The organism is Pararhodobacter sp. (assembly GCF_034676075.1).
In the GTDB taxonomy this organism is placed as follows: domain Bacteria; phylum Pseudomonadota; class Alphaproteobacteria; order Rhodobacterales; family Rhodobacteraceae; genus Pararhodobacter.
Genome location: NZ_JAUCCQ010000056.1, coordinates 1 through 22,147, shown reverse-complemented (window position 1 = coordinate 22,147; position 22,147 = coordinate 1). Strand labels below are relative to the sequence as shown.

Annotated in this window: 21 protein-coding genes and 1 tRNA gene; 5 read left to right on the top strand and 17 right to left on the bottom strand. The window is 69.4% G+C overall.

Annotated elements, in window-relative coordinates:
• Positions 1-269 precede the first annotated feature (269 nt).
• The 9 genes from VDQ18_RS14635 to murB form a co-directional block, all read right to left on the bottom strand.
• On the bottom strand, positions 270-626 hold the full coding sequence (locus VDQ18_RS14635; protein ID WP_323021658.1) for a hypothetical protein: 357 nt from the start codon (positions 624-626) through the stop codon (positions 270-272).
• A gap of 47 nt (positions 627-673) precedes the next feature.
• Positions 674-2,317: a DNA repair protein RecN gene (gene recN, locus VDQ18_RS14630; RefSeq protein WP_323021657.1), complete on the bottom strand. Its 1,644-nt coding sequence runs from the start codon at positions 2,315-2,317 to the stop codon at positions 674-676.
• 21 nt (positions 2,318-2,338) lie between these two features.
• A complete protein-coding gene (locus VDQ18_RS14625; protein WP_323021656.1) occupies positions 2,339-3,199 on the bottom strand; it encodes an outer membrane protein assembly factor BamD in 861 nt (286 codons plus the stop codon).
• A 190-nt stretch (positions 3,200-3,389) separates the two neighbouring features.
• Complete coding sequence (gene lpxC, locus VDQ18_RS14620) at positions 3,390-4,325, bottom strand: UDP-3-O-acyl-N-acetylglucosamine deacetylase (protein WP_323021655.1); 936 nt, start codon at positions 4,323-4,325, stop codon at positions 3,390-3,392.
• Positions 4,326-4,556: 231 nt separating this feature from the next.
• Entirely contained in the window at positions 4,557-6,347 is a 1,791-nt protein-coding gene (gene ftsZ, locus VDQ18_RS14615) for a cell division protein FtsZ (protein WP_323021654.1), read from the bottom strand.
• A 292-nt stretch (positions 6,348-6,639) separates the two neighbouring features.
• Positions 6,640-7,974, bottom strand: coding sequence for a cell division protein FtsA (gene ftsA / locus VDQ18_RS14610; RefSeq protein ID WP_323021653.1), 1,335 nt, complete (start codon positions 7,972-7,974; stop codon positions 6,640-6,642).
• A complete protein-coding gene (locus VDQ18_RS14605) occupies positions 7,971-9,281 on the bottom strand; it encodes a cell division protein FtsQ/DivIB (protein ID WP_323021652.1) in 1,311 nt (436 codons plus the stop codon). Before VDQ18_RS14605 ends, ftsA begins: the two co-directional genes overlap by 4 nt.
• On the bottom strand, positions 9,269-10,192 hold the full coding sequence (locus VDQ18_RS14600) for a D-alanine--D-alanine ligase (RefSeq protein ID WP_416235112.1): 924 nt from the start codon (positions 10,190-10,192) through the stop codon (positions 9,269-9,271). The genes VDQ18_RS14605 and VDQ18_RS14600 overlap by 13 nt, the downstream gene beginning before the upstream one ends.
• A gap of 92 nt (positions 10,193-10,284) precedes the next feature.
• Positions 10,285-11,232: a UDP-N-acetylmuramate dehydrogenase gene (gene murB / locus VDQ18_RS14595; RefSeq protein WP_323021650.1), complete on the bottom strand. Its 948-nt coding sequence runs from the start codon at positions 11,230-11,232 to the stop codon at positions 10,285-10,287.
• A gap of 112 nt (positions 11,233-11,344) precedes the next feature.
• Between murB and VDQ18_RS14590 the strand changes: the two genes are divergently transcribed.
• Entirely contained in the window at positions 11,345-11,674 is a 330-nt protein-coding gene (locus tag VDQ18_RS14590; RefSeq protein ID WP_323021649.1) for a hypothetical protein, read from the top strand.
• A 67-nt stretch (positions 11,675-11,741) separates the two neighbouring features.
• A complete protein-coding gene (locus VDQ18_RS14585) occupies positions 11,742-12,053 on the top strand; it encodes a hypothetical protein (protein WP_323021648.1) in 312 nt (103 codons plus the stop codon).
• Positions 12,054-12,057: 4 nt separating this feature from the next.
• Here the strand turns inward: VDQ18_RS14585 and VDQ18_RS14580 are convergent, their stop codons facing one another.
• The 6 genes from VDQ18_RS14580 to murD form a co-directional block, all read right to left on the bottom strand.
• On the bottom strand, positions 12,058-12,369 hold the full coding sequence (locus tag VDQ18_RS14580; RefSeq protein ID WP_323021647.1) for a hypothetical protein: 312 nt from the start codon (positions 12,367-12,369) through the stop codon (positions 12,058-12,060).
• 48 nt (positions 12,370-12,417) lie between these two features.
• Positions 12,418-13,824 (bottom strand): UDP-N-acetylmuramate--L-alanine ligase, encoded by a 1,407-nt coding sequence (gene murC, locus VDQ18_RS14575; RefSeq protein ID WP_323021646.1) that lies wholly within the window; start codon positions 13,822-13,824, stop codon positions 12,418-12,420.
• Positions 13,825-13,834: 10 nt separating this feature from the next.
• The gene (locus VDQ18_RS14570) at positions 13,835-14,947 is read right to left on the bottom strand and encodes a UDP-N-acetylglucosamine--N-acetylmuramyl-(pentapeptide) pyrophosphoryl-undecaprenol N-acetylglucosamine transferase (RefSeq protein ID WP_323021645.1); all 1,113 of its coding nucleotides are present in this window, start codon (positions 14,945-14,947) and stop codon (positions 13,835-13,837) included.
• Positions 14,947-16,113 (bottom strand): putative peptidoglycan glycosyltransferase FtsW, encoded by a 1,167-nt coding sequence (locus VDQ18_RS14565; RefSeq protein WP_323021644.1) that lies wholly within the window; start codon positions 16,111-16,113, stop codon positions 14,947-14,949. The genes VDQ18_RS14570 and VDQ18_RS14565 overlap by 1 nt, the downstream gene beginning before the upstream one ends.
• A gap of 86 nt (positions 16,114-16,199) precedes the next feature.
• A complete protein-coding gene (gene rarD / locus VDQ18_RS14560; protein ID WP_323021643.1) occupies positions 16,200-17,108 on the bottom strand; it encodes an EamA family transporter RarD in 909 nt (302 codons plus the stop codon).
• Between the two features lie 82 nt (positions 17,109-17,190).
• Entirely contained in the window at positions 17,191-18,579 is a 1,389-nt protein-coding gene (gene murD / locus VDQ18_RS14555) for a UDP-N-acetylmuramoyl-L-alanine--D-glutamate ligase (protein ID WP_323021642.1), read from the bottom strand.
• A 112-nt stretch (positions 18,580-18,691) separates the two neighbouring features.
• On the opposite strand from murD, the gene VDQ18_RS14550 reads away from it, so the two are divergent.
• Positions 18,692-19,660 (top strand): leucine-rich repeat domain-containing protein, encoded by a 969-nt coding sequence (locus tag VDQ18_RS14550; RefSeq protein ID WP_323021641.1) that lies wholly within the window; start codon positions 18,692-18,694, stop codon positions 19,658-19,660.
• 75 nt (positions 19,661-19,735) lie between these two features.
• Here VDQ18_RS14550 and VDQ18_RS14545 read toward each other — a convergent pair.
• Together VDQ18_RS14545 and VDQ18_RS14540 are read right to left on the bottom strand one after the other, a co-directional pair.
• A tRNA-Asp gene (locus VDQ18_RS14545) sits at positions 19,736-19,812 on the bottom strand.
• Positions 19,813-19,894: 82 nt separating this feature from the next.
• On the bottom strand, positions 19,895-20,086 hold the full coding sequence (locus tag VDQ18_RS14540) for a hypothetical protein (RefSeq protein WP_323021640.1): 192 nt from the start codon (positions 20,084-20,086) through the stop codon (positions 19,895-19,897).
• 140 nt (positions 20,087-20,226) lie between these two features.
• On the opposite strand from VDQ18_RS14540, the gene VDQ18_RS14535 reads away from it, so the two are divergent.
• Together VDQ18_RS14535 and VDQ18_RS14530 are read left to right on the top strand one after the other, a co-directional pair.
• Positions 20,227-21,846 carry a tetratricopeptide repeat protein gene (locus tag VDQ18_RS14535; protein WP_323021639.1) on the top strand — a complete coding sequence of 540 codons (1,620 nt, stop codon included), beginning with the start codon at positions 20,227-20,229 and terminating at the stop codon, positions 21,844-21,846.
• 59 nt (positions 21,847-21,905) lie between these two features.
• On the top strand, positions 21,906-22,147 hold a 242-nt coding region (locus VDQ18_RS14530; protein ID WP_323021638.1), incomplete at its 3' end, for an ester cyclase.

Genomic DNA, 22,147 nt, shown 5'->3' with positions numbered 1-22,147 from the left:
CCCGCAGGACACAGCGCCAGCCACCAGAGAAGCGGCACCTCGCCCTTCCCTGTCGTCTCAGTCCTCTGTTTGGGAAGGCGCTGGCCTCTGGTGACGACACCGGACAGGCAATCAGCGCGCCGCGTCATGACAAGAAGCGTCATGCCAAGAAGTCGACATCACCCCCCGGCCTGAGGCCCCCAAAGGGCCCCAGCCTCAGGCGCCGCCCTCTCCGCGGCGGGAGGCGCGCGGGGTGGGCGGGCGGGAGCGTGCCTCCCGCCGCCGGGCGCTTACAGCGTCATGATCCGGGCCTGGCCGGAGTCATAGGCGTAGCTGCAGCGCACCTCGACCGTCTGGCCGCCGCGCTGCACGCGCAGCATCACATCGCGCGACGTGCCCTGTTCACGGGTGCCGACCACGCCCTGCACATCGAAACCTGCCTCGCGGCCCGCGCTCATGCAGGCTCCTTCCGCCTGGCTGGCCGAGGGGCCCGTGACCACCGAGGGTTCCGTCGTCACCACCGGCCCGCCGCCATAGACGGGACGCGACCCGCCGCCCTGCCCGAAGCGCATGTCGGGGATGTCCCCGCAGGCGGTGAGTGCCGTTGCCGCGGCCAGTGCCGCCGTGATCCAGATTGCCCGTGTCATGCCCGGCCTCCGTCTGGGGGAAGGGTTGGCCCCGCCCCGATTGTCCGTCACGCGCCGATCAGGGCGCGGGCCGCGCCGCGCGCCGCCTCGGTAATGGTATCACCCGACAGCATGCGGGCAATCTCGTCCACGCGTTCCCCGGCGGAAAGTGGCGTCACATGGCTGAGAGTGGCCCCGGCCTCGACCCGCTTCTCGACACGCCAATGATGCGCGCCGAGCGCCGCCACCTGCGGCGAATGGGTGACGACCAGCACCTGTGCCTCCTCGGCCAGCGCCCGCAGCCTGCGCCCCACCGCATCCGCCGTGGCGCCGCCGACCCCACGGTCGATCTCGTCGAAGATCATCGTCACGCCCGATTGCCCCCGGCTGAGACAGACCTTCAGCGCCAGCAGAAAGCGCGAGAGTTCCCCGCCCGAGGCGATCTTGTTCAGCGCCCCGGCCGGGGCGCCGGGGTTGGTCGCCACCTCGAAGGTCACGGCGTCCGCCCCTTCCGGCCCGGGTTCGGTCGGCTCGATCACCGTCTGGAAGACCGCGCGCTCCATCTTCAGGGGCGCCAGTTCCGCCGCCATCGCCCGATCGAGCGCGGCGGCCGCCGCCTTGCGCTCGGCCGTCAGCGCCGCGCAGGCCGCAGTGAAGGCCTTCTGTGCCACCGCCTCGGCCTGGGCCAGCGAGGCCATGCCCTTGTCGCCCGAATCCAGCGCCTCCAGCCGTTCGCGCAGCCCGGCGGCATGGGTGCCCAGATCGTCGGGCAGCACCGAATGCTTGCGCGCCAGCCCCCTGAGCGCGAAGAGCCGCTCCTCGACCCGCTCCAGCTCCACCGGATCGGCCTGCATCTGGTCGAGGCAGGCCTCGATCTCGCCCGTGGCCTCGCCCAGTTCCGACAGCGCCCGGCCCAGAGCCTCGATCGCCGCGTCCAGCCGCCCCTCGACGCCCTCGGCCGCATCCTCCAGCCAGCGCAGCGCGTCGAGCGCCAGACGCTCGGCCCCGTCCTCGCCCAGGGCCTGCCGGGCGCGGGCCACGTCGCCTACCAGCCGGGTCGCGGCCTGCATCAGGCGGCGGCGGGTGTCGAGTTCCGCCTCCTCGCCCGGCTGCGGGTCCAGCTGGTCCAGCTCCTTGACGGCGTGGCGCAGGTATTCCTCTTCGGCCCTGAGCCCTTCCAGCCGGGCAGCGGCCGCCTCGCGCGCCTTGCGCGCCTCGGCCAGCGCCCGCCAGGCGGCGCGCACGGCGCCGGTGTCGGCCCCGGCATAGGCATCGAGCAACTGCCGATGCCCGCGCGGGTTCAGAAGCCCCCGGTCGTCATGCTGGCCATGCAGCTCCACCAAGGTATCCGACAGCGCCCGAAGTACCTCGCCCGAGGCGCGGCGGTCGTTGATCCAGGCGGTCTTGCGGCCCTCGGCGGTGTTGACGCGGCGCAGGACCAGCTCGTCTTCCAGCGGGATCCCGGCCTCGTCCAGCACGGCGCGGCCCGGGTGCCCCTCGGGCAGATCGAACACCGCCTCCACCTCGCCCTGCTGGGCGCCCTGCCGCACCAGATCGGCACGGCCGCGCCAGCCCAGCACGAAGCCCAGACTGTCCAGCAGGATGGATTTGCCCGCCCCGGTCTCGCCGGTCAGCACATTGAGGCCGGGATGGAAATCCAGCTCAAGCCGCTCGATCAGCAGCATGTCCCGAATCGAGAGCGCCCGTAGCATTCCCGCGCGCGCCCCCCGGGGTCAGAGCCACTCGCCGCGAATGGTCCGGCGATAGATGTCGTTGAGCCAGCTGGTGCCCTGCGCCTGATCGCTGAGCCCGGCTGCGGTCAGCAGACGGAAGCTGTCCTCGTAGAAGGGCGAGGAGCGGAAGTTGTGGCCCAGAATCGCACCCGCGGTCTGCGCCTCATCGCGCAGCCCCAGCGCCAGATAGCTTTCCACCAGCCGGTGCAGCGCCTCGGGCGTCTGGGTGGTGGTCTGATACTGCTCGACCACGGCGCGGAAACGGTTGATCCCCGCCTGATAATTGCCCCGCGACAGGTAGAAGCGGCCGATCTCCATCTCCTTCGCCGCCAGACGGTCGAAGGCCAGATCGAATTTCAGCACCGCCGAACGGGCATATTCCGTGTTCGGATATTGCTCGATGACATAGCGCAGGTGGTTCAGCGCCTGGAAGGTCAGGCCCTGATCGCGGCCCACGTCCTCGATCTGATCGTAATAGGTCAGCGCGACGATATAGGCGGCCCAGGCGGCATCCGGGTCGCCCGGATACTGGTCGAGGAAGCGCTGCGCCGTGGCGCGGGCCTCGTCATACTGGCCATCACGGTGCAGCGCATAGGCCTGCATCACCACCGAGCGCCGGGCCCAGTCGGTGTAGGGATAAAGCCGCTCGACCTCGCGGAAATAGCGCATCGCCGGTTCGATCCGGCGGTTGTTCTCCAGCACGTATTCACCGCGCGTGAAGATTTCCTCGGCCGAATAGCCGTCCAGCGGCTCATCGGTGCCGACCTGGTTCCCGCAGGCGGCCAGCGCCAGCACCAGAACGCTGCTCAGCGCCAGCGTCGACAGCCTGCGCCGGGCCGATTTGCCAAGGGTGCCGACCATGCCGATCCTCATTCTTGTCTTACCGAAGGGCGCCGCAGCCGACGTCCCGGGCGAATCCCGGGCTCGCCGGGGGCGCGTCCCGGCGTGTCCTAGCACGTTTGCCGGGCGCACGCAAAACGCCATTCAGCAGAAAAACATCCCCGTGTTCAGCGGACTGGCCAAGACGCCGAAAGCCGCTCACCGCGGCGCCTCAGGCAGCCGAGGCGGTGGCCAGCAGATCCGCGGCGCAGACGCCGGCGCCGGGCATCCGGTGGGCCTGATCGCCCTCGACGGTCACATGCTCCCAGGCGCTGGTGTCATCGAGCAGCGCCCGCACCAGACGGCCGGTCAGCGTGTGGCCCGCGCGGTGGCCGATATAGCGGCCCAGGATCGGCGCCCCGGCCACGGCCAGGTCGCCCATCGCGTCCAGCATCTTGTGGCGCACCGGTTCGTCGATGCGGCGCAGACCGCCGGGGCTGAGGATATCGGCCCCCTGCACCACCACGGCATTCTCATAGGTGCCACCCAGCGCCAGGCCATTGGCACGCATGAAATCCACATCCGCCTGACGGCAGAAGGTGCGGCAATCCGACAGTTCGCGCACGAAGGTGCCGTTGGCCAGCTCCAGCTCGCAGGTCTGGTGGCCGATGGCTGCATCGGGGAAATCGATCTCGAAGGCGATGGACAGCGCCGCGGCCGGTTCCAGCCGCGCCCAGGCGTCGCCCATGCGGACCTCCACCGGCTTCAGCACGCGGATCGCCGTCAGCGAGGCCGCCTGCACCCGGGTGCCCGCCGCGACGAAGGCCGCGACGAAGGGCCGGGCCGAACCGTCGAGGATCGGCACTTCCGGCCCGTCCAGCGTCACCAGCGCGTTATGGATGCCGCAACCCGCCAGCGCCGCCATCAGATGTTCGATGGTCGCCACGGAAACGTCATGATCGTTGCCGATCTTGGTGCAGAGATTCGCCTCGATCAGCGCCGAGGGCGTGACGGCGATGCGGCGATGCGCCACGGGCAGGTCGAGGTCGAGACGTTCGAACACCACCCCGTGCCCCGCAGGCGCGGGGCGGACATGCATGACCACGGCCTGCCCCGAATGGAGCGCGGTGCCGTCGAAACGCACGGAAGATTTCAAGGTTGTCTGCACGAGTTGATCCTCGGCCTGAATTGCTGCTCGGCTCACAGTTTCTTTATGAATCCGTGCGTTAATGCTCAAGTCACGCTTTGTAACAGGATGTAACACTGCCCTCACGCATGCGCGAGTTTCCGCGCACGTCAGGCAGGCCTTCCGTAACAGCTTGAATTCAAAATGAAAAGAACCGGCTTTCGCCGGTTCTCCACAGGCCCCGCGGGGCAGGATTTGATCGCGTTTTTCAGCTCAGTTCGCCTGACGACGCAGGAAAGCCGGGATTTCGAACTGGTCAGCGGCGCGGTGCTGGTGCTCGTCCTCATAGGCCTGGACCTGCGGCTGCGGGCGGGCGTGGCGGGCGGGCTGCTCGGCCGCGGCGGTGGCGGCGGGCGCGGCATGACCCGCCATGCGGTGGATCAGGCTGCCGATGCCCAGACCGCGGCGCGCTTCGGGCTGCGGCGCTGGGGCCGGGGCCACCTGCTGCGGCTGGTGCTGCGCGACCGGACGGCGCGCGGGCGCCTCGGGCTGCTTCTCGACCGCGGCGCGCAGGCGGGCCAGGGTCTCGGGGCTCGGCTGGCCCGGGTTGCGGCCCGGACGCGGGGCGGTGAAGGCCGCCTCGGGCTGGTGCTGCTGCGGCTGATACTGCTGCGGTTGCGGCTGGTATTGCTGCGGCTGCGGGGCGCGGGCGGGCTCGGCCATGGCCGGACGGCGGACCTGCGGCTGCGGAGCGGCCGGGGCCTCGTTGCGCAGCACGTCCTCCAGGAAGAAGTCCTCCTGCACCGGCTCGGCCGCGGGGGCCTCGTGATAGGCGTTATGGGTCGGCGCCTCGTAGCGGGGCTCCGGGTGACGCTCAATGTGACGCTCGACCTGACGTTCGGCGTGACGCTCCACCGCGCGCGACTCGAACATCGGCGGGTTATAGGCGGCATCCTCGTAGGCGGGCTCGTCATAGGCCGGAGCCTCGAAGCGCGGCTCTTCGGCGACCGGGGCGGGCGCGGGCTCTTCGACCACGATCGGGGTCTCGGTGACCAGCGGCTCGGCCATGCGGCGGCGCGGCACCTCGGCGGTGACCGGCTGGGCCTCGATGCCGGTGGCGACGACCGAGACGCGGATCGCGCCTTCCATCTCCGGGTCCAGCGTCGAGCCGACGATGATGTTGGCTTCCGGGTCGACCTTGTTGCGGATCAGATTGGCCGCTTCGTCCAGTTCGAAGAGCGTCAGGTCATTGCCGCCGGTGATGTTGATCAGCACGCCCTTGGCGCCGTTGAGGCTGATCTCATCGAGCAGCGGGTTGGCAATCGCCTTCTCGGCCGCCTGACGGGCGCGGTCCTCGCCGGTCGCCTCGCCGGTGCCCATCATGGCCTTGCCCATCTCGTCCATCACCGCGCGGACGTCGGCGAAGTCGAGGTTGATCATGCCCGGACGGACCATCAGGTCGGTCACGCCCTTGACGCCCTGATAGAGCACGTCATCGGCCAGCGCGAAGGCCTCGGTGAAGGTGGTGCGCTCGTTGGCCAGACGGAACAGGTTCTGGTTGGGGATGATGATGAGGGTATCGACGACCTTCTGCAGTTCTTCGACACCGGACTCGGCCTGACGCATCCGCTTGCCGCCTTCGAAGGCGAAGGGCTTGGTCACGACGCCGACGGTCAGGATCCCCATCTCACGCGCCGCCTGGGCGATGATCGGCGCCGCACCAGTGCCGGTGCCGCCGCCCATGCCGGCGGTGATGAAGCACATATGCGCGCCGGACAGATGATCCATGATCTCTTCCAGCGTCTCGGCCGCGGCATTGGCGCCGACTTCCGGACGGGCCCCTGCCCCCAGACCTTCGGTGGCCTGCACGCCCAGCTGGATGCGGGTCGGAGCCTTGGACTGCTGAAGCGCCTGCGCATCGGTGTTCGCGACGACGAAATCGACCCCTTCAAGGTTCTGGTCGATCATGTTGTTGACGGCATTGCCGCCCGCGCCGCCCACACCGAAAACGGTGATGCGCGGAGTCAAGTCCTTGGTCTCGGTTGCGAGAAAAGTCAGAGTCATGCCTGTCCGCCTTATTGGGAGCCGGGTATTCCCGGTCTCAGTTGCTCGTTCGTGATCTGGTCATTTCGGTGATTTGCCAGATTTGAAACGATCTTAGCGCGACCCTGAATCGGCGTCATCAAAAAAACGAACCAAAACAGCGCAATGGCTTAGATTCCCGCGGAAATTTGCCTTCCGGGGGTTCAGGCGGGAAACCCCTGAACAGCGTTTTTTCGCGCTGCATCAGGGGTTTTCAGGGTGTTGTTGAGACGAGAGCGCCGTCAAATGTCAGACATAAGGCAGCCGGTAGCGCTCACCAATTGTCGCGGAACCACTTCATGGCGCGCTTGAGCGGCCGGGCCGCGAACATCTGGGCGGGAATGTCGAAATCCCACCATTCGTCCTGCGGATGGGCGGCGTATTGGCACAGGCCGACGATGGCCGAGTATCCCGGCGCCGTCGCCGCCTGCGGCAGACCCGGCACGCGGATCGGACGGCCCAGCCGCACCTGCGTTCCAAGGACCCGCGCCGCCATCTCCAGCAGCCCCGGCACCTGGCTGCCGCCGCCGGTCAGCACCACCTGCTGGCTGGGAAGATGGTCGAACCCGGCGATATCCAGACGCGCGCGCAGCTCCTCCAGGATCTCGCCCATCCGGGGGCGCATGATGCCGATCAGTTCGGTGCGGGTGATGGTCCGCCGGTCCTTGTCCCAATCGCCCGAATTGCCGCCGATCTCGATTCGCTGCCGGTCGTCCTGGCCGGTGGCGAAGAGGCCGCCATGCAGGGTCTTGATCCGCTCGGCCGTCGAATAGGGGATGGTCAGGACCTTGGCGATATCGCCGGTGATATGATCGCCGCCCAGCTTGACCGTATCGGCATAGATCATGTGGCCCTTGATGAAGATCGACAGCGAGGTCGTGCCGCCGCCCATGTCGATGGCGGCCGCGCCCAGCTCCTGCTCGTCCTCGACCAGCGCTGCCCGGCCCGAGACATAGGGCGCCGCCGCCAGCCCCGCGACCTCGACATCGCAGCGCTTCAGGCAATGAATCAGGTTCTGCACCACATCGGTGCCGACGCTGAGCAAATGCATGTCGCACCCGAGGTTCCGCCCCGCCTGCCCGCGCGGGTCCGACAGGCCCGAGCGGTGGTCCAGCACGAAATTCACCGGCTGCGCGTGCAGAACCTCGCGGCCATGGCCGATATCGGGCGTGTCGCAGGCATCGAGCACCCGGGCGATATCGTTCTCGCTGACGCGATCGGCCTCCAGCTCGACATTGCCCTCAAGCCCGTAGCTGCGGATATCCCCGCCCGAGAAGGTCAGGATGGCATGATCGACCCGGGTCTGCGCCATCTTCTGCGCGTTCTGCAACGCGGTGCGCACGGCGCGCTCGGTCTCGCGCATCGCTGCGATCTCGCCAAAGCGGATGCCGCGTGAACAGGTGGTGCCGGCGCCGATCACCCGGAAGGCCGCCTGCCCCGCCATGTTGCCGACGCCGAACCCCTCCTGCGGGCCGTCCGAGGCGCCGAATTTCAGGATCAGGCAGGCCACTTTATGGGTGCCGATGTCCATCACCGCGATCACCCCCCGCTGCATCGCCTGACGGCGAAGGTTGCGCATCGCGCGCTGCGATTCGTAGAGGTCGGTCATCGGCGGGGGGCTCCTCTGGTTTCGGTTCGGTTGCGGGTCAGTTCGGTCATCGCCTCGGCGGTCAGGCGCAGGGTCGGGCGCACCGGCTGGCGCATGTCGACAATGGTCACGTCGCGTGACAGCAATTGCTGCGCGCCCTCGGACATGGCGACGACGCGCTCCAGCGCCTCGAGCGCGCCGGTCTCGGGCAGAAGGATCCGCTGGTTGCGGTCCAGAACCACGTCCCAGCGGCGTTCGCCCACGCGCACCAGACCGCGGATGCGCCCCTGGATCGGCGCGGCGGCGGTCCAGAGCGCCTGCGCCTCGGAAATCGCCTCGGGGGCACCGGCCCCGGCGATCAGCGGCAGATCGGCGCGCGCGGCGCGGGTGGCCAGACGGGCGACGCGATGGCCCTCGTCATCGACCAGATCCAGCACCTCGCCATTGCGCCAGATCATCGCCGGGACGCGCTCGGCGATGCGCACTTCCAGCACCCCGCCCGAGCGGATCTGCAGCCAGGCGCGCTCGACCGCGTCGAGCGATTCAGCCCGGGCGCGCAGTTCGGTCAGGTCCAGATCCCAGGACGACAGCGGGAAGCTGAGGCCCAGAAGCTGTTCGACCCCCTGCGCCACCTCGGGCGAGCGGGCCTCGACCTCGATGCCGGTGACGCGGAACATCGGCTGGTTCTGCACCCATTCAACGGTCTGGGCGATCTGGCCGGTGACCATCTCGCGGTTCTCGGGCTTGGACGCCCAGGCCCCGGCAAAGGCCGCGACCACCAGCAGGGGCAGGCCCAGCCGCAGGAAATTGCGCACCAGCGGCGTCAGCCACAGCCGGTTCAGGCGATAGGCCAGACGGCTGGGCGACGGGTCAAAGGCAGGGGACGGCGCCGGACCCGCGGGTACGGGATCGGCCCAACCGGCCTGCGCCGCACCCAGGGCCGCCGCGGTCGCGCCCGGCATCGGCGCATGCAGCGCCTGCGCGGGCGCCGCGCTGTAGCCCGGGTTCGCCTGAAAGCCGAAAGTGCCGCGGATGGGCTCCTCGGGCAGGCTCAGGGCATCGTATTCCTCAAGGGCCGCGGGCTCGGGCGTCTCGACGGCGCGCAGCGCGCGGGGCGCCCGCTCGCCGCCTTCGGGCGCGGGCGGCCAGAAGGGCGCGGGCGGATCGCTGGGCCATTGCCCGCTGGCCGGCAGGGCGCCCGAGCGCACCGGACGCCCGGCGCGCACGGCGGGCGCCGTCACCTCCTGCGGGTCGGGCCAGAGCCAGGCCCCGCCATTGGGCTGGGTGCGGGCCGAATTCATCGGATCGCGGCTCTTCAGCGCTGACACGAGGCATCCTCCACCAGCCAGCGACAGAGTTCCGGGAACGCAATCCCGCAATGCGCCGCCTGTTCGGGGCTGAGCGAGGTGGGAGTCATCCCGGGCTGGGTGTTGGTCTCCAGCAGGACCAGCCCGGCAAGGCCCTTCGCCTCGTCCCAGCGGAAATCGGTGCGGCTGATGCCGCGGCAGCCCAGGATCTGATGCGCCCGCAGCGCGTAATCCATGCAGGCGTCGAAGATCGCGGCCGGGATCTCGGCCGGGACGACATGGCGCGAGCCGCCGGTCTTGTATTTGGCGTCGTAATCGTACCAGCCTTCGGTGATGATATCGGTGACGGTCAGCGCCCGGTCGCCCATCACCGTGCAGGTCATCTCGCGCCCCGGCACATAGGCCTCGACCATCACCACCTCGGGCATCCGGTCGTCCAGTTGCGGCGGGCCGTTGTTTTCCTCGGCCACCAGCCAGACGCCGACGGACGAGCCCTCGTTGTAGGGCTTCACCACATAGGGGGCGGGCATGACATGGCGCGCGCGTACCTCGTCCCGCGTGGCGAGGAGCGAGGGGACGATGGGCAGACCGGCCGCCGCATAGGCTTTCTTGGTGCGTTCCTTGTCCATGGCCAGAGCCGAGGCCAGGACGCCCGAATGCGTATAGGGAATGCGCAGCCATTCCAGCAGGCCCTGGACACAGCCGTCCTCGCCCCAGCGCCCGTGCAGCGCGTTGAACGCCACATCCGGCGCCAGCGCTAGCAGACGCTCGGCCAGATCGCGGCCGGCATCGACCTCGACGGTATGGAATCCCGCCTCCCGCAGCGCGGCCGCGCACATGCGCCCCGTCGACAGCGACACCTCGCGTTCAGCCGAGGGTCCGCCCATCAAAACCGCTACTGTGGGGGCTGCCCTGCTCGACATGCCCACCAACTCTGCCTCTCGTGGGGCTTTGCGCCCCTTCTTGTGCGGCGGCGCCGTTACGCCGCCCGTCCGGTTGTTTTACACTCGGGTCTGATGCCCGACTAACCGTTACCGCCCGCCGGTTCGCCGACGCGCATGATCTCCCATTCTAGCGTAATCCCGCTGTTTTCCAACACCCTTTTTCGGACTTCCTCGCCCAGCCCTTCCAGATCGGCGGCCGTGGCCCCGCCGGTGTTGATCATGAAATTGGCGTGCAGGGGCGACATCTGCGCCCCGCCGCGCGTGGCGCCGCGCATCCCGGCGCCGTCGATCAGGGACCAGGCCTTGAGGTCATGGACGTCATCGGCCCTACCGGTAGAGGAAAACCCGGCCGGATTGCGGAACGTGGACCCGGCAGTGCGGTCCTTGACCGGCTGCGTCGCGTCGCGCTTGGCCAGCTGTTCCTCCATCCGCGCCTGAAGCGTGGCAGGGTCGCCCTCGGGCGCCTCGAATACCGCGCTTGTGATGACCCAGCCCTCGGGCAGCGCGCTCTGGCGATAGGCGAGGGACAGCTCGGCCGCCGGGATCTCGCGGATCTCGCCCGCCCGGGTCACGACCCGCACCCCGACCAGCCGGTCGGCGACGTATTGCCCGTAGCAGCCCGCGTTCATCCGCACCGCCCCACCGATCGAGCCCGGGATCGTGCGCAGGAAGGTCAGGTCGCGCCCCGCCTCGGCCGCCTGCCGCGCCACATGCGCGTCCAGCGCCGCGGCCCCGGCGGTCACGCGCGCCCCTTCGACGCTGATCCCGTTGAAGCCCCGCCCCAGCCGGATCACCACGGCGCGCAGGCCGCCGTCCCGGACGATCAGGTTCGAGCCCACGCCCATGGGGAACACCGCCACCTCTGCCGGCAGCGCCGCCAGGAAGGCCGCGAGGTCTTCCTCATCGGCGGGCTGGAACAGCCAGTCGGCGGGCCCGCCGACGCGCAGCCAGGTCAGATCGGCAAGGGCGCGGTCCCGGGTCAGGGCGCCGCGCGGCGAATAGGCGAGATCGGAAAGGCTCTGGGTCATGCCCCCTGAGATAGCCATGCCCGCCGCGTCGAGCAAGCACCACAATAGGCGGGAACCCGCCGGGGTCTGGCGGCGTTAGCCCCTCAACATCTTGATCCCAACAGGACCTGTCATGCGCAAGCTGCCCCCTGCCCTGACCGCCGCCCTGCGCCCCGCGCTGCCGACCCTGGCCGCCGGAGCCCTCGCCGGTCTCTACGTGATCCTCATGCTCGCTGCGGGCAACAGCGATACCCAGCTTCTGGGCTATGCCCTGGCGCTCGGCCTCGCGGTGCTGGTGCCGTTCGAGGCCACCGCCTTCTGGCTGCGCCGCGGCGCGCCACTCCCCGCCTTCCCGCTGCCCGCCCTCCCGGCGCTGGCGCAATCGGTCCTCCGCCTCGCCCGGCAATCCAGCGGGCGCGACACGCACCAGCCGGAACCCGCCCGCGTGGTCCCGGCCGAGTAAGCGGCCCGGAACCCCGGCACCGCCCCGGGCGTTGGTTCACAGCTGTCCCTCATAGAAGGAGAACACCATGATGATCCCCGCCGCCCCGCTGCGTTCGACCATGGCGACGCTGGCCGCGTCCTGCATCGCAGGCGCCCTCGTGATCGCGGGCCTTGCCTTCGGCTGGTACGACTGGCGTCTCTTTGCGCTGGCCGGGGTCGCCGGTCTGGTGATCGGCGTGCCGCTCGGCATCGCCATCGCCCACCGGATGCGCGCCCAGCCGCCGCTGCCCCGGCCCGAAGGCGCCGCCTATGACCCCGAGGCCGCGCAGCGCGCGGTCGATCCCTCGCGGCCCGTGGCCTATCCGCCTGCGCTCGACCAGCAACCGGCCAGCGCCTGAGCCCTCACCCGCGCGGCGTCTCTGCGTCGCGCGGGAGCCTCTGACGCCGGCGCCGCCTGAGCCTCACGCCCAGCCATCCGGCCAGCGCCCCGCCAAGGGCGGCGGGCGCCAGCAGCAGCAGGGCGCCGACCAGATAGGCCAGCCCGTCCCAGCCCCGCGTGCCCTGCCCCATCAGGACCAGCACCGCGGCGGCGCCAGCCAGCAGAACGAACCAGACCACGGCCGCGATCCCGCCAGCATAGCGCCCGAGGAAATACCCCGGCACCGCCCCGACGGCGAAGGCCGCCAGACCCACAATGACAACTTCCGATTCCATGCCGGGATTTGGCCTCCCTGCCTGCCGCCCGTCAACCGGGCAGGCGCCTCAACCAGCCGTCGACAGATGTCCCGGCAATGCCTGTGCCCAGGCGCTGATCGTGCCCGCGCCCAGACAGACCACCATGTCGCCCGGCTTCGCTTCGGCCCGGACCAGCGCCTCCAGATCCGCCTCGCGGGTCAGCGCATGGGCCGACGGATGCCCCCGCCCCCGGATCGCCGCCACCAGATGGTCGCGGTCGATGCCCGGGATCGGCTCTTCGCCCGCCGAATAGACCTCGGCGATGGCCACGACATCGGCGCCGTCGAAACAGGCGGCGAAATCCGCAAAGAGCGAGGAAAGCCGCGTGAACCGGTGCGGCTGATGCACGGCGATCACCCGGCCCGAGCCGCCCAGCGACTGCCGCGCCGCCTTGATCACGGCGGCGATCTCGACCGGGTGGTGGCCGTAATCGTCGATCACCGTGACGCCGTTCACTTCACCCACCCGGGTAAAGCGCCGCCCCACCCCGGCGAAGCCCGCCAGCGCCGCGCGGATCTGGTCGTCCGACATGCCCAGATGCAGACCGACCGCCACCGCGGACAGCGCGTTCGAGACGTTGTGATCGCCCGGCATCGGCAGGGTCACGCCCTCGATCACCCGGCCCTCGGCCTTCAGCCCGATGTCGAAATGCGCGACGCCCTTCTCGAACCGCAGGTTCAGCGCGCGCAGATCGGCGCCCTCGTTGAAGCCGAAGGTGACGATCTGCCGGTTCTCGATCCGCCCGGCCAGCGCCGCGACCTCGGGATGATCGGTGCAAAGGACCGCGAGACCATAGAAGGGGATCCCCTGCACGAAACGGCGGAAGCCGTCGCGTAACGTGTCGAAATCCTTCCAATGGTCCATGTGCTCGGGGTCGATGTTGGTCACCACCGCCACATGCGTCGGCATGATGTTGAAGGAGCCGTCGCTTTCGTCGGCCTCGACCACCATCCACTCGCCCGCACCCGCCTTGGCGTTCGAGCCATAGGCATGGATGATGCCGCCATTGACCACGCCGGGGTCGAAGCCCCCGGCCTCCAGCATCGCCGCCATCATCGTCGTCGTCGTAGTCTTGCCATGCGTCCCGGCGATCGACACCGTGCGGCGCAGGCGCATCAGCTCGGCCAGCATCTCGGCCCGGCGCACCACCGGCAGACCAAGGCGCTTCGCCTCGGCATATTCCGGGTTCGAAGGCTTGATCGCAGTCGAGGCCACGACCACCGCCGCCCCCGCCACATGCGCCGCCTCATGGCCGACATGGATCACCGCCCCCAGCGAGGCCAGCCGCTCGGTGATGGCCGAGCCCTTGGCGTCCGAGCCCTGCACGGCGAAGCCCTCGCCCAGCAGGATTTCGGCGATGCCGGACATGCCGATCCCGCCGATACCGATGAAATGGACGGGGCCCAGGCCCCGGGGAAGCAGCGTGCGAGTCATGGAGATCGTCTCAGGAAGGGGGACCGGCCAGATGCTCGGCGAGATCCGCCAGACGCCCGGCCGCATCGGGAATACCCAGCGCCGTTGCCGCCCGCGCCATGCGGCTGGCAGCCTGCGGCTGCGTCAGGATGGAATGCACCGCCGCCGCCAGCGCCTCGGGCGTGAAAGCGGGCTCGCGGATCAGGACGGCGGCTTCAGCCTCGACGAGGCCCTTGGCATTCGCCTCCTGCTCGCCCCGGATCGCCGCCGCATAGGGCACCAGAACCGAAGGCCGCCCGATCACGGTGAGGTCGGCGACCGTCGAGGCCCCGGACCGCGCGATGACCAGCTGCGCCTCGGAAAAGCGCCGCGGGATGTCGTCGAAGAAGCTCTCGACCTCGGCCGGGATGCCCGCCGCGTCATAGGCCGCGATCACCCGCTCCAGATCCTCGGGCCGCGCCTGCTGCGCCACCCGCAGATGCTGGCGCAGACCCTCGGGCAGCAGCGCCAGTGCCGCCGGCACCACATCGGACAACACCCGCGCCCCCTGAGAGCCGCCGATCACCACCACCGACATCGGGTAATCCCCGGGCTCGATATAGGGCGAGGCCGCGCGCTCGCGCACCGTGGCGCGCACCGGATTGCCGGTATGCACGCCCTCGACCCCCTGCGGCAGAACCGTGGGCCAGGTGCCGCAGGCGACGACCGAGACGCGCTTGGCAAAGACCTCGTTCACCCGCCCCAGCACGCCGTTCTGTTCATGGATCAGCCGCGGCAGGCGCAGCAGCCAGGCCGCCGTCAGGGCCGGGATCGACGGATAGCCGCCGAACCCTGCCACCACCGAGGGCCGGTCGATCATCTGCGACAGCACCGCCCGCGCCACACCGCCCACGATGCGGAACGGCACCAGCGCCTTGGCCAGCACACCGCCCCGGGCGAAGGTCGCCGAGCCCACGACCCGGCGCTCGACCTCGGCCGGGAAGCCCCCGGCATAGCGCGCGCCCCGGGCGTCGGTGGACAGAACCACCCGCCAGCCGCGCGCCAGCAATTCCTCGGCCAGCGCCTGAGCGGGGAACATGTGCCCGCCCGTCCCGCCGGCCGCGATCACTGCCAGCGGGCGCTTCGATCCCGAAACCTGGGCCATCAGCGTCCTCGCGTCTGCAACAAGTCCCCGATCTCACCCTGCGGGCGGGTGCGCGTCAAGGCCAGCAGCATGCCGACCATCAACCCCATCGCCAGCAGCGAGGAACCGCCCTGGCTGATGAAGGGCAGGGTCATGCCCTTGGCGGGCAAGAGCCGCACGGCCACGCCCATGTTGATCATCGCCTGGGCCGAGACCATGGCCACAAGCCCCGTCCCCGCCAACCGGATGAAGGGATCGCGCTCGCGCGTGAGCCGGGTGAGCGCCCGCAGGCAGATCACCGCGTACAGGGTGATGATGAAGCCCACCAGCAGGAAGCCGTATTCCTCGGCCGCCACGGCGATGACGAAATCGGTATGCGCATCAGGCAGTTGCCATTTCACCTGCCCCTCGCCCACGCCCATGCCCCAAAGCCCGCCCTCCTGGATGGCCGAGGTGGCATAGCCCAGCTGCGAGCGGGCATCGAGCTCGGACGACAGGAAGGCGTCGATCCGCCGGGCGAAGTGCTCCGAAGTGTTGTAGGCCACGAAACCGCCCGTCACCGCCGCGCCCGCCAGCCCCAGGATCACCACCATCGAGGCGCCCGAGACGAAATACATCGCCCCCCAGCCGAAGAGCACCAGCACCGATTGGCCGAAATCCGGCTGGATCACCAGCAGGCCCACTGTCGACAACGTGATGCCCAGGGACAGAAGTCGCCCGGGCGGACCGTTCAGATCCTGCCCCGCCGCCAAGAGCCATGCCGCGGTCACCGCCAGGCAGGGCTTGACGAATTCCGAGGGCTGGATCGAGGTGAAGCCAAGGCTCAGCCAGCGCGTCGCGCCCTTGCCGAAGTCCGAGCCGATGAAGGGCAGCGCCATCAGCGTCAGGAACCCCACGCCGAAGCCCAGTACCGCCCAGCGGCGCACCGTCTCGGGGCTGCGCATCGAGACGAAGAGCATGATCGCCACGCTCATCGCCGCAAAGATCGCGTGACGCTCGAAATAATGGAACGGGGCCTGATGGTTACGCGCTGCCAGCGGCGGCGACGAGGCCAGCGCCAGCAGAAGGCCCACACCGACCAGCAACAAAACGCTGGAGATCGTCCAGCGGTCCACCGTGCGCCACCAGCGCGACAGCACAGGCTCGCCCACATGGGCGGGCATGCTGCCATGCACCATTTCCGTCATCTTGCTGCTCGCTCTGCCTGCGTGCCCGGTATGGTCCGGGTCATTGACAGACAGGATAGCGAATCACCCGGACTCTGGCCAGAGGCTTAACGCCGCCGCCACCACAGATCGGCTGAATAAAGCGCGAGCGCCGCCCAGATCATGGCGAAGGCGATCAGCTTCTCCCGCCCGAAGGGCTCGTGGAAGATGAAAACCGCGGTCAGGAAGATGCAGCTCGGCGCGATATATTGCATGAGGGCGATGGTGGTCAGCTTCAGCTTCTTGGCGCCATTGGCATAGAGCATCAGCGGCACCGCCGTGATCACCCCGCAGCCCAGCATCAACACCGTGTCCCAGGCCCCGGTGTTCCCGAAGGCCAGTTCACCGCGCCCGGCCAGCCACAGCAGGCAGCCCGCCGCCACCGGGAACAGGATCAGCACCTCCAGCGTGAAGCCCTGGTTCGGGCCGATGGGCAGCGCGCGCTTGGCCAGCGCGTAAAGCCCCCAGCTCACCGTCAGCGACAGCGACAGCAGCGGCAGCCGCCCCGCCTCCCAGGTCAGCACGGCGACCGCCGCACCGGCCAGCGCCACCGCCGCCCATTGCAGCGGCGTCAGCCGCTCGCGCAGCACCACGGCGCCCAGCAGGATCGAGAAGAGCGGATTGATGTAATAGCCCAAGGCCGCGCTGATCGCCTGGCCGGTGTTGATCGTATAGACGTAGACGCCCCAGTTGATCGACACCAGCGCCGCGGTCAGCGCCCCCATGGCCAGCAGCCGCGGCGTGGCCAGCGCGCGCTTCAGATCGGCCGTGCGCCCCAGCGCGATCAGCACCAGCAGCGCCACCGGTACCGACCAGACCACGCGATGGGCCAGCACCTCGGCCATGCCGATATGGCGCAGCTGATGCAGATAGAGCGGCATGCCGCCCCAGATCCCATAGGCCGCCAGCGCCAGAAGGAAGCCCTGCAGGCTGTCCCCTTCCGAGGCCACGGAATCGTCTGCCCGGGTCGTGCTCATCTTTGCGCTCCAAATATCCCGGGGGGAGCGCGGCACGCGCGGGGGGCAGCGCCCCCCTTCCCGGCCGCCTCATGCGCCCGGCTTACGCGCCGAGCAGGTTCTGCACAAGTGCAGCAAAATGTTCGCCGCGCTTCTCGAAATTCGGGTATTGGTCGAAGGACGCGGCGGCCGGAGCCAGCAGCACCACCTCGCCCGGCTCTGCCTCCTCGGCGGCGCGGGCCACGGCGCGCTCCATCGTCTCGCAGATCTCATGCGGCGTGGTGCCCAATTGAAGGGCGAAATCGCGGGCCGAATGGCCGATCATATAGGCCTTGCTGACCGAGCCGAGGAACGGCACCAGCGCCGCGATGCCGCCGTCCTTGCCAAGCCCCCCGGCGATCCAGCGGATCTTGGGGAAAGCCTGCAGGGCCTTGGCCGCCGAATCGACATTCGTGGCCTTGGAATCGTTGACGAATCGCACGCCGTTCCGCTCGCCGATCAGCTGGCTGCGATGCGGCAGGCCCTGGAAGCTGGCCAGCCCCGCCTCGATCTGCCGCGGCGCCAGCCCCAGGGCGCGCACCGCCGCATAGGCGGCGCAGGCGTTCTGGTGGTTATGCGCGCCCGGCAATCCGGCGATGGGCCGCAGGTCGATGGAGGCCACCTGCCGCCCGCCCCGCCATTCCGCCAGGAACCCCTTGCGAGCAAAGACCGACCAGCCCGGCCCCTGCAATTTCTGGCCCGAGGACACGCGGACCACCCGCAGATCCTCGGCCCCCTCGGCCAGTTGCATCGCCAGATAGCGCCCCTCGACCTCGTCCACCCCGATCACCGCCCGGGCGGGCGCGCCCTCGGTGAAGAGCCGCCGCTTGGCCGCGAAATAGCCGCCGATCCCGCCGTGACGGTCCAGATGGTCGGGGCTGAGATTGGTGAAGACCGCCACATCCGGCGCCAGCCTGCGCGCGAGGTCCGTCTGGTAGCTGGAGAGTTCCAGCACCACGACACCCTCCTCGCCCGGCAGGTCGATGGACAGGACGCCGGTGCCGATATTGCCCGCCATCCGCGCGTCCCGATCCGCTTCGGCCAGGAGATGCGCGATCAGCGCGGTGGTGGTGGATTTGCCGTTGGAGCCGGTGACGCAGACCACTTTCGGCGGCTCATCCATCCCGGCAAGCGCCTGGAAGAACAGCGAAATGTCGTTATCGACCGGCACAGCCGCCGCCAGACAGGCCGCGATCACCGGATGCGGCGCAGGGTAAAGATGCGGGATCCCGGGCGAGGTGATCAGCACCGCCAGCCCCTCGACCGCCCCGGCCCGCGTCAGGTCCACCGGCACGAATCCTGCCGCCTCGGCCTTGGCCCGCCCCTCGGGGCTGTCGTCCCAGGCGCAGACCTCGGCGCCCCCGGCCTTGAGCGCCGCGCAGGTCGCCAGACCCGAGCGCCCGAGCCCCAGCACGCCCACCCGTTGACCTTCGTATGCTGTGACTGCGATCATCGAACGCTCCCTGATTGGCCCGCAAGCTACGACGCGGCGCGGGCAGAGGAAAGGGCCGCTTGACTCAGTCCCGCCTGCGCCACACCCTTGCCGCACAGCGGCGAGTGAGACCATGCCAGAGCATGACGCGATCTGGGCCTACGCGAAGGCAAGGGACGAGATCAGGCGCGTCCGGGAGACTGGCGAGACCGATCTGGTCCTGTCCGGTTTCGGCTTCGACCCGCTGGAACAGATCCCTCCCGAAGCGGCGCAACTGACCGGATTGCAGCGTTTCAACTGCGCCCAGACCCGCGTCCGCGATCTGGCGCCGATCGCTGGTATGACCGGGCTGACAGAACTCCAGATCAGCGAATCGCAGGTTCAGGATCTGGCGCCGCTTGAAGGCCTGAACGCCCTCAGGATCCTTTCGGCCGATGACATCCCGGTGCGCGATCTCTCGCCGCTCGCCGGGCTGCAAGACCTGGAAATCCTCGATCTCGCCGGGACCCCGGTGGAGGACTTGCGCCCTCTGGCGGCCCTGCGCCGCCTGATCTCGCTCGGCCTCTGGCGATCGAGGGTCGCCGATCTGGCCCCCCTGGCCCCGCTGACCGGCCTCAAACACCTCCGACTGGGCAACACGCAGGTCACCGATCTGAGCCAACTGGCTCCGTTGTCGGGCCTTCAATCCCTCGGCCTTGAGGAGGTGCCGATCACCGACCTTGCACCGCTGGCCGCGATGCGCGGGCTGCGCTCCCTGTCGCTTGGCAAGTGCCGGATCAGCGACCTGGGCCCTCTGGCCGCGCTGTCCAGGCTCGAAACCCTTTCCCTCAACGACACGCCCGTGTCCGATCTGCGGCCGCTCGCCCGGTTGACCGCGCTGGCAGGGTTGTCGATCCACCGGACGCAGGTGCACGACCTCCGGCCGCTTCGCGATCTGCCGTTGAACGGCGGGGCGCCGGACGTGCTCGGCTTGCCCGGCCTGCATTTTCGCGACATTCCCGCCTGTCGGAACGACCCCGAGCTGGAGCGGCTGTCGCGGATAGCCGACTGGAGGCAGGCGACGCGCGAAACGCTGGCGTATCTTGGGACGCTGCCGCCCTGATCCGGCCCGGTGCTGGCCCCGCGCCTCGGCCGCCAGAACGACAAAAGCCCCTGCTTAAACAGGGGCTTTTGCAACTGGCGCGGTTGACGGGGCTCGAACCCGCGACCCCCGGCGTGACAGGCCGGTACTCTAACCAACTGAGCTACAACCGCGCGTAGGGGGTCATCTAGGGGGTGCGGCGGGGGGCGTCAAGCGGGAAAACGCACCGCCCCTCACCGATTGTGACACCCCGGCTCAGCGGCGGAACGCGCCCTCGATATCGGCCTCGGTCAGGCCCATGTCGGCCAGCCGCTCGGCGCTCATCCCGCGCAGCGCCACTTTCTGGCGATAGGCGGCATCGGCGGCAGCGATCCGGTCCAGCAGACGCAGCACGAAGGGGCGCGCCGGGGCGGCAAGGAACGGGCGGGTCTGGGTCAGGCTCTGCATGGCAGGCTCCGTCTTCTTGTGTGTCTCGATGGCCCTTTCTCGCATCCCCCCGCAATCCTTGCGCAAAAGCAGGGCCGATTGCCCCTGTAAGCTGCGCAAGAATTCCGTAAAATCGACATCGCACTTGCAAGATGGGCGCGATGCCGGACCCAATCCTCCTCAGCCTGCGCCTGAACGGCCCCTTCAGCGCCCGTGGCCCCGACGGTCACGAGATCGCGGGCCTGTCGCGCCGCGCCCAGGCGCTGCTGGCGATTCTGGCCTGCCAGCCGGACGGCCGGATCGAGCGCGGGCTGATGGCCGATCTCCTGTGGTCCGACCGGGGCGAGGAACAGGCCCGCGCCTCGCTCCGGCAAGAGCTGTCGGTGCTGCGCAAGGCGCTGCCTGCCGACCTGCTGGGCGCCAACCGGCAATCGCTCTGGCTTGCGCCCGGGCGTTTCACCATTCTCGCCGCGACGGGCAGTTTTCTGGAGGGATTCGACCTGCCCTCCGAAGGGTTCGAGGACTGGCTGCGCGACCGCCGCAACCGGGCCGAGGGACCCGCGGCCCCGATCCTTGCCCCCGCGGCCCCCCGTGCCCAGCCCTCGCTCGCCGTCCTGCCCTTCGAGGAACTGGGAGGCGGCGGCGACATGTTCGCCGATGGCGTCGTCGAGGAGATCACCGGCGCGCTGAGCCGGGTGCATGATTTCCACGTCATCGCCCGGCAATCTTCGTTCGCCCTGCCCCATCCGCTGCCGGTGCCCGAGGCCGCCCAACGCCTCGGCGCCGATTACATCGTCGAGGGCTCGATCCGCCGCGCCGGCGAGCGGGTGCGAATCGCCGTGCAGCTGGTGAACGGGCCGGATGGGCGCACCCTCTGGTCCGAACGCTTCGACGACCGGCTCGACGACCTTTTCGACCTGCAGGACCGCATCGCCGCGCTGGTGGCGGGGCAGATCGCCCCGCGCCTCAGACATGCCGAGATCGACCGCATCGCCTCGATCCCGCCCGGCGACCGCAACGCCTATGCGCTGGTCCTCAGCGCCCTGCCGCATGTCTGGGCCCATACAAGGCGCGACAATGCCGGGGCGCTGGCGATCCTCGATCAGGCGCTGGCCGCCGATCCCGATTATGGCCCGGCGCTGGCCTACAAGGCCTGGGTTCTGGCGCAGCAGGCCAGCTACGTCTGGTCCGACGATCCTGCCCGCGACCGGGCCGAGGCGCTGTCCCTCACCCGCCGCGCCGCCGCCCGGGTCGGCGATCACGCGCCCTCGCTGGTGGCGCTGGGGGCGGCGGTCTCGCTGGTTTCGACCGAGATCCGGCTGGCCGATTCCTATATCGACCGGGCGCTGGCCATCGACCCCAACAACGCCTGGGGTTGGCTCAGGCGCGGCTGGAGCCGCAATTACGCGGGCCGCACCGAAGAGGCCCGACGCTGCTTCGACCGGGCCGAGGCGCTGAGCCCGCTGGACCCGTTCCTCTTCAACATCGCCTTCGGCCGCGCCGGATCCTACCTGCGCGAAGACCGGTTCGATCTGGCGCTGGTGCAGCTCGAACGCGGTGTGGCGCTGTCGCCGGGCTCGGAATGGGCGCATCGGACCATGGCCGTGGTGCTCTATCACCTCGGCCGCCTGGACGAGGCCAAGGCTGCCGTGGCCCGGCTGAAACAGGCCTATCCCGGCCTCACGGTCGAACGGCTGCGCCATTCGGTCGGCCCCACCATCACCGGCATGCACCGGGGTTATTTCGAGGCCCTGATCGCCTCGGGCCTGCCGGAGGCCTGACATTGCCCAGGGACGCGCCGGGTTGCTGGTCTGGCACTCCCCCTTTCGGAGCTGTGACCTTGACCCGTGATGACATCCTCTCGACCTATCGCCTCTATCTCGCCTGCCTGAACGCCCGGGACTGGGAAGCCTTGCCCCGGTTCGTGGCATTGGACGTGACCCGCAACGGCGCGCAGATCGGCCTGACCGGCTATCGCGCGATGCTGGAGGGTGATGTGCAGGCGATCCCGGACCTGGCCTTCACCGCCGCGCATCTGGCCTGCGATCCGCCGCTGATCGCCGCCCGGCTGGTCTTCGACTG

Coding starts and splice junctions, on each gene's coding strand:
- VDQ18_RS14635 (WP_323021658.1), bottom strand. CDS start 626: ATGACACGGGCAATCTGGATCACGGCGGCACTGGCCGCGGCAACGGCA.
- recN (WP_323021657.1), bottom strand. CDS start 2,317: ATGCTACGGGCGCTCTCGATTCGGGACATGCTGCTGATCGAGCGGCTT.
- VDQ18_RS14625 (WP_323021656.1), bottom strand. CDS start 3,199: ATGGTCGGCACCCTTGGCAAATCGGCCCGGCGCAGGCTGTCGACGCTG.
- ftsZ (WP_323021654.1), bottom strand. CDS start 6,347: ATGACTCTGACTTTTCTCGCAACCGAGACCAAGGACTTGACTCCGCGC.
- ftsA (WP_323021653.1), bottom strand. CDS start 7,974: ATGACCGACCTCTACGAATCGCAGCGCGCGATGCGCAACCTTCGCCGT.
- murB (WP_323021650.1), bottom strand. CDS start 11,232: ATGACCCAGAGCCTTTCCGATCTCGCCTATTCGCCGCGCGGCGCCCTG.
- VDQ18_RS14590 (WP_323021649.1), top strand. CDS start 11,345: ATGCGCAAGCTGCCCCCTGCCCTGACCGCCGCCCTGCGCCCCGCGCTG.
- VDQ18_RS14585 (WP_323021648.1), top strand. CDS start 11,742: ATGATGATCCCCGCCGCCCCGCTGCGTTCGACCATGGCGACGCTGGCC.
- VDQ18_RS14580 (WP_323021647.1), bottom strand. CDS start 12,369: ATGGAATCGGAAGTTGTCATTGTGGGTCTGGCGGCCTTCGCCGTCGGG.
- murC (WP_323021646.1), bottom strand. CDS start 13,824: ATGACTCGCACGCTGCTTCCCCGGGGCCTGGGCCCCGTCCATTTCATC.
- VDQ18_RS14570 (WP_323021645.1), bottom strand. CDS start 14,947: ATGGCCCAGGTTTCGGGATCGAAGCGCCCGCTGGCAGTGATCGCGGCC.
- VDQ18_RS14565 (WP_323021644.1), bottom strand. CDS start 16,113: ATGACGGAAATGGTGCATGGCAGCATGCCCGCCCATGTGGGCGAGCCT.
- rarD (WP_323021643.1), bottom strand. CDS start 17,108: ATGAGCACGACCCGGGCAGACGATTCCGTGGCCTCGGAAGGGGACAGC.
- murD (WP_323021642.1), bottom strand. CDS start 18,579: ATGATCGCAGTCACAGCATACGAAGGTCAACGGGTGGGCGTGCTGGGG.
- VDQ18_RS14550 (WP_323021641.1), top strand. CDS start 18,692: ATGCCAGAGCATGACGCGATCTGGGCCTACGCGAAGGCAAGGGACGAG.
- VDQ18_RS14540 (WP_323021640.1), bottom strand. CDS start 20,086: ATGCAGAGCCTGACCCAGACCCGCCCGTTCCTTGCCGCCCCGGCGCGC.
- VDQ18_RS14535 (WP_323021639.1), top strand. CDS start 20,227: ATGCCGGACCCAATCCTCCTCAGCCTGCGCCTGAACGGCCCCTTCAGC.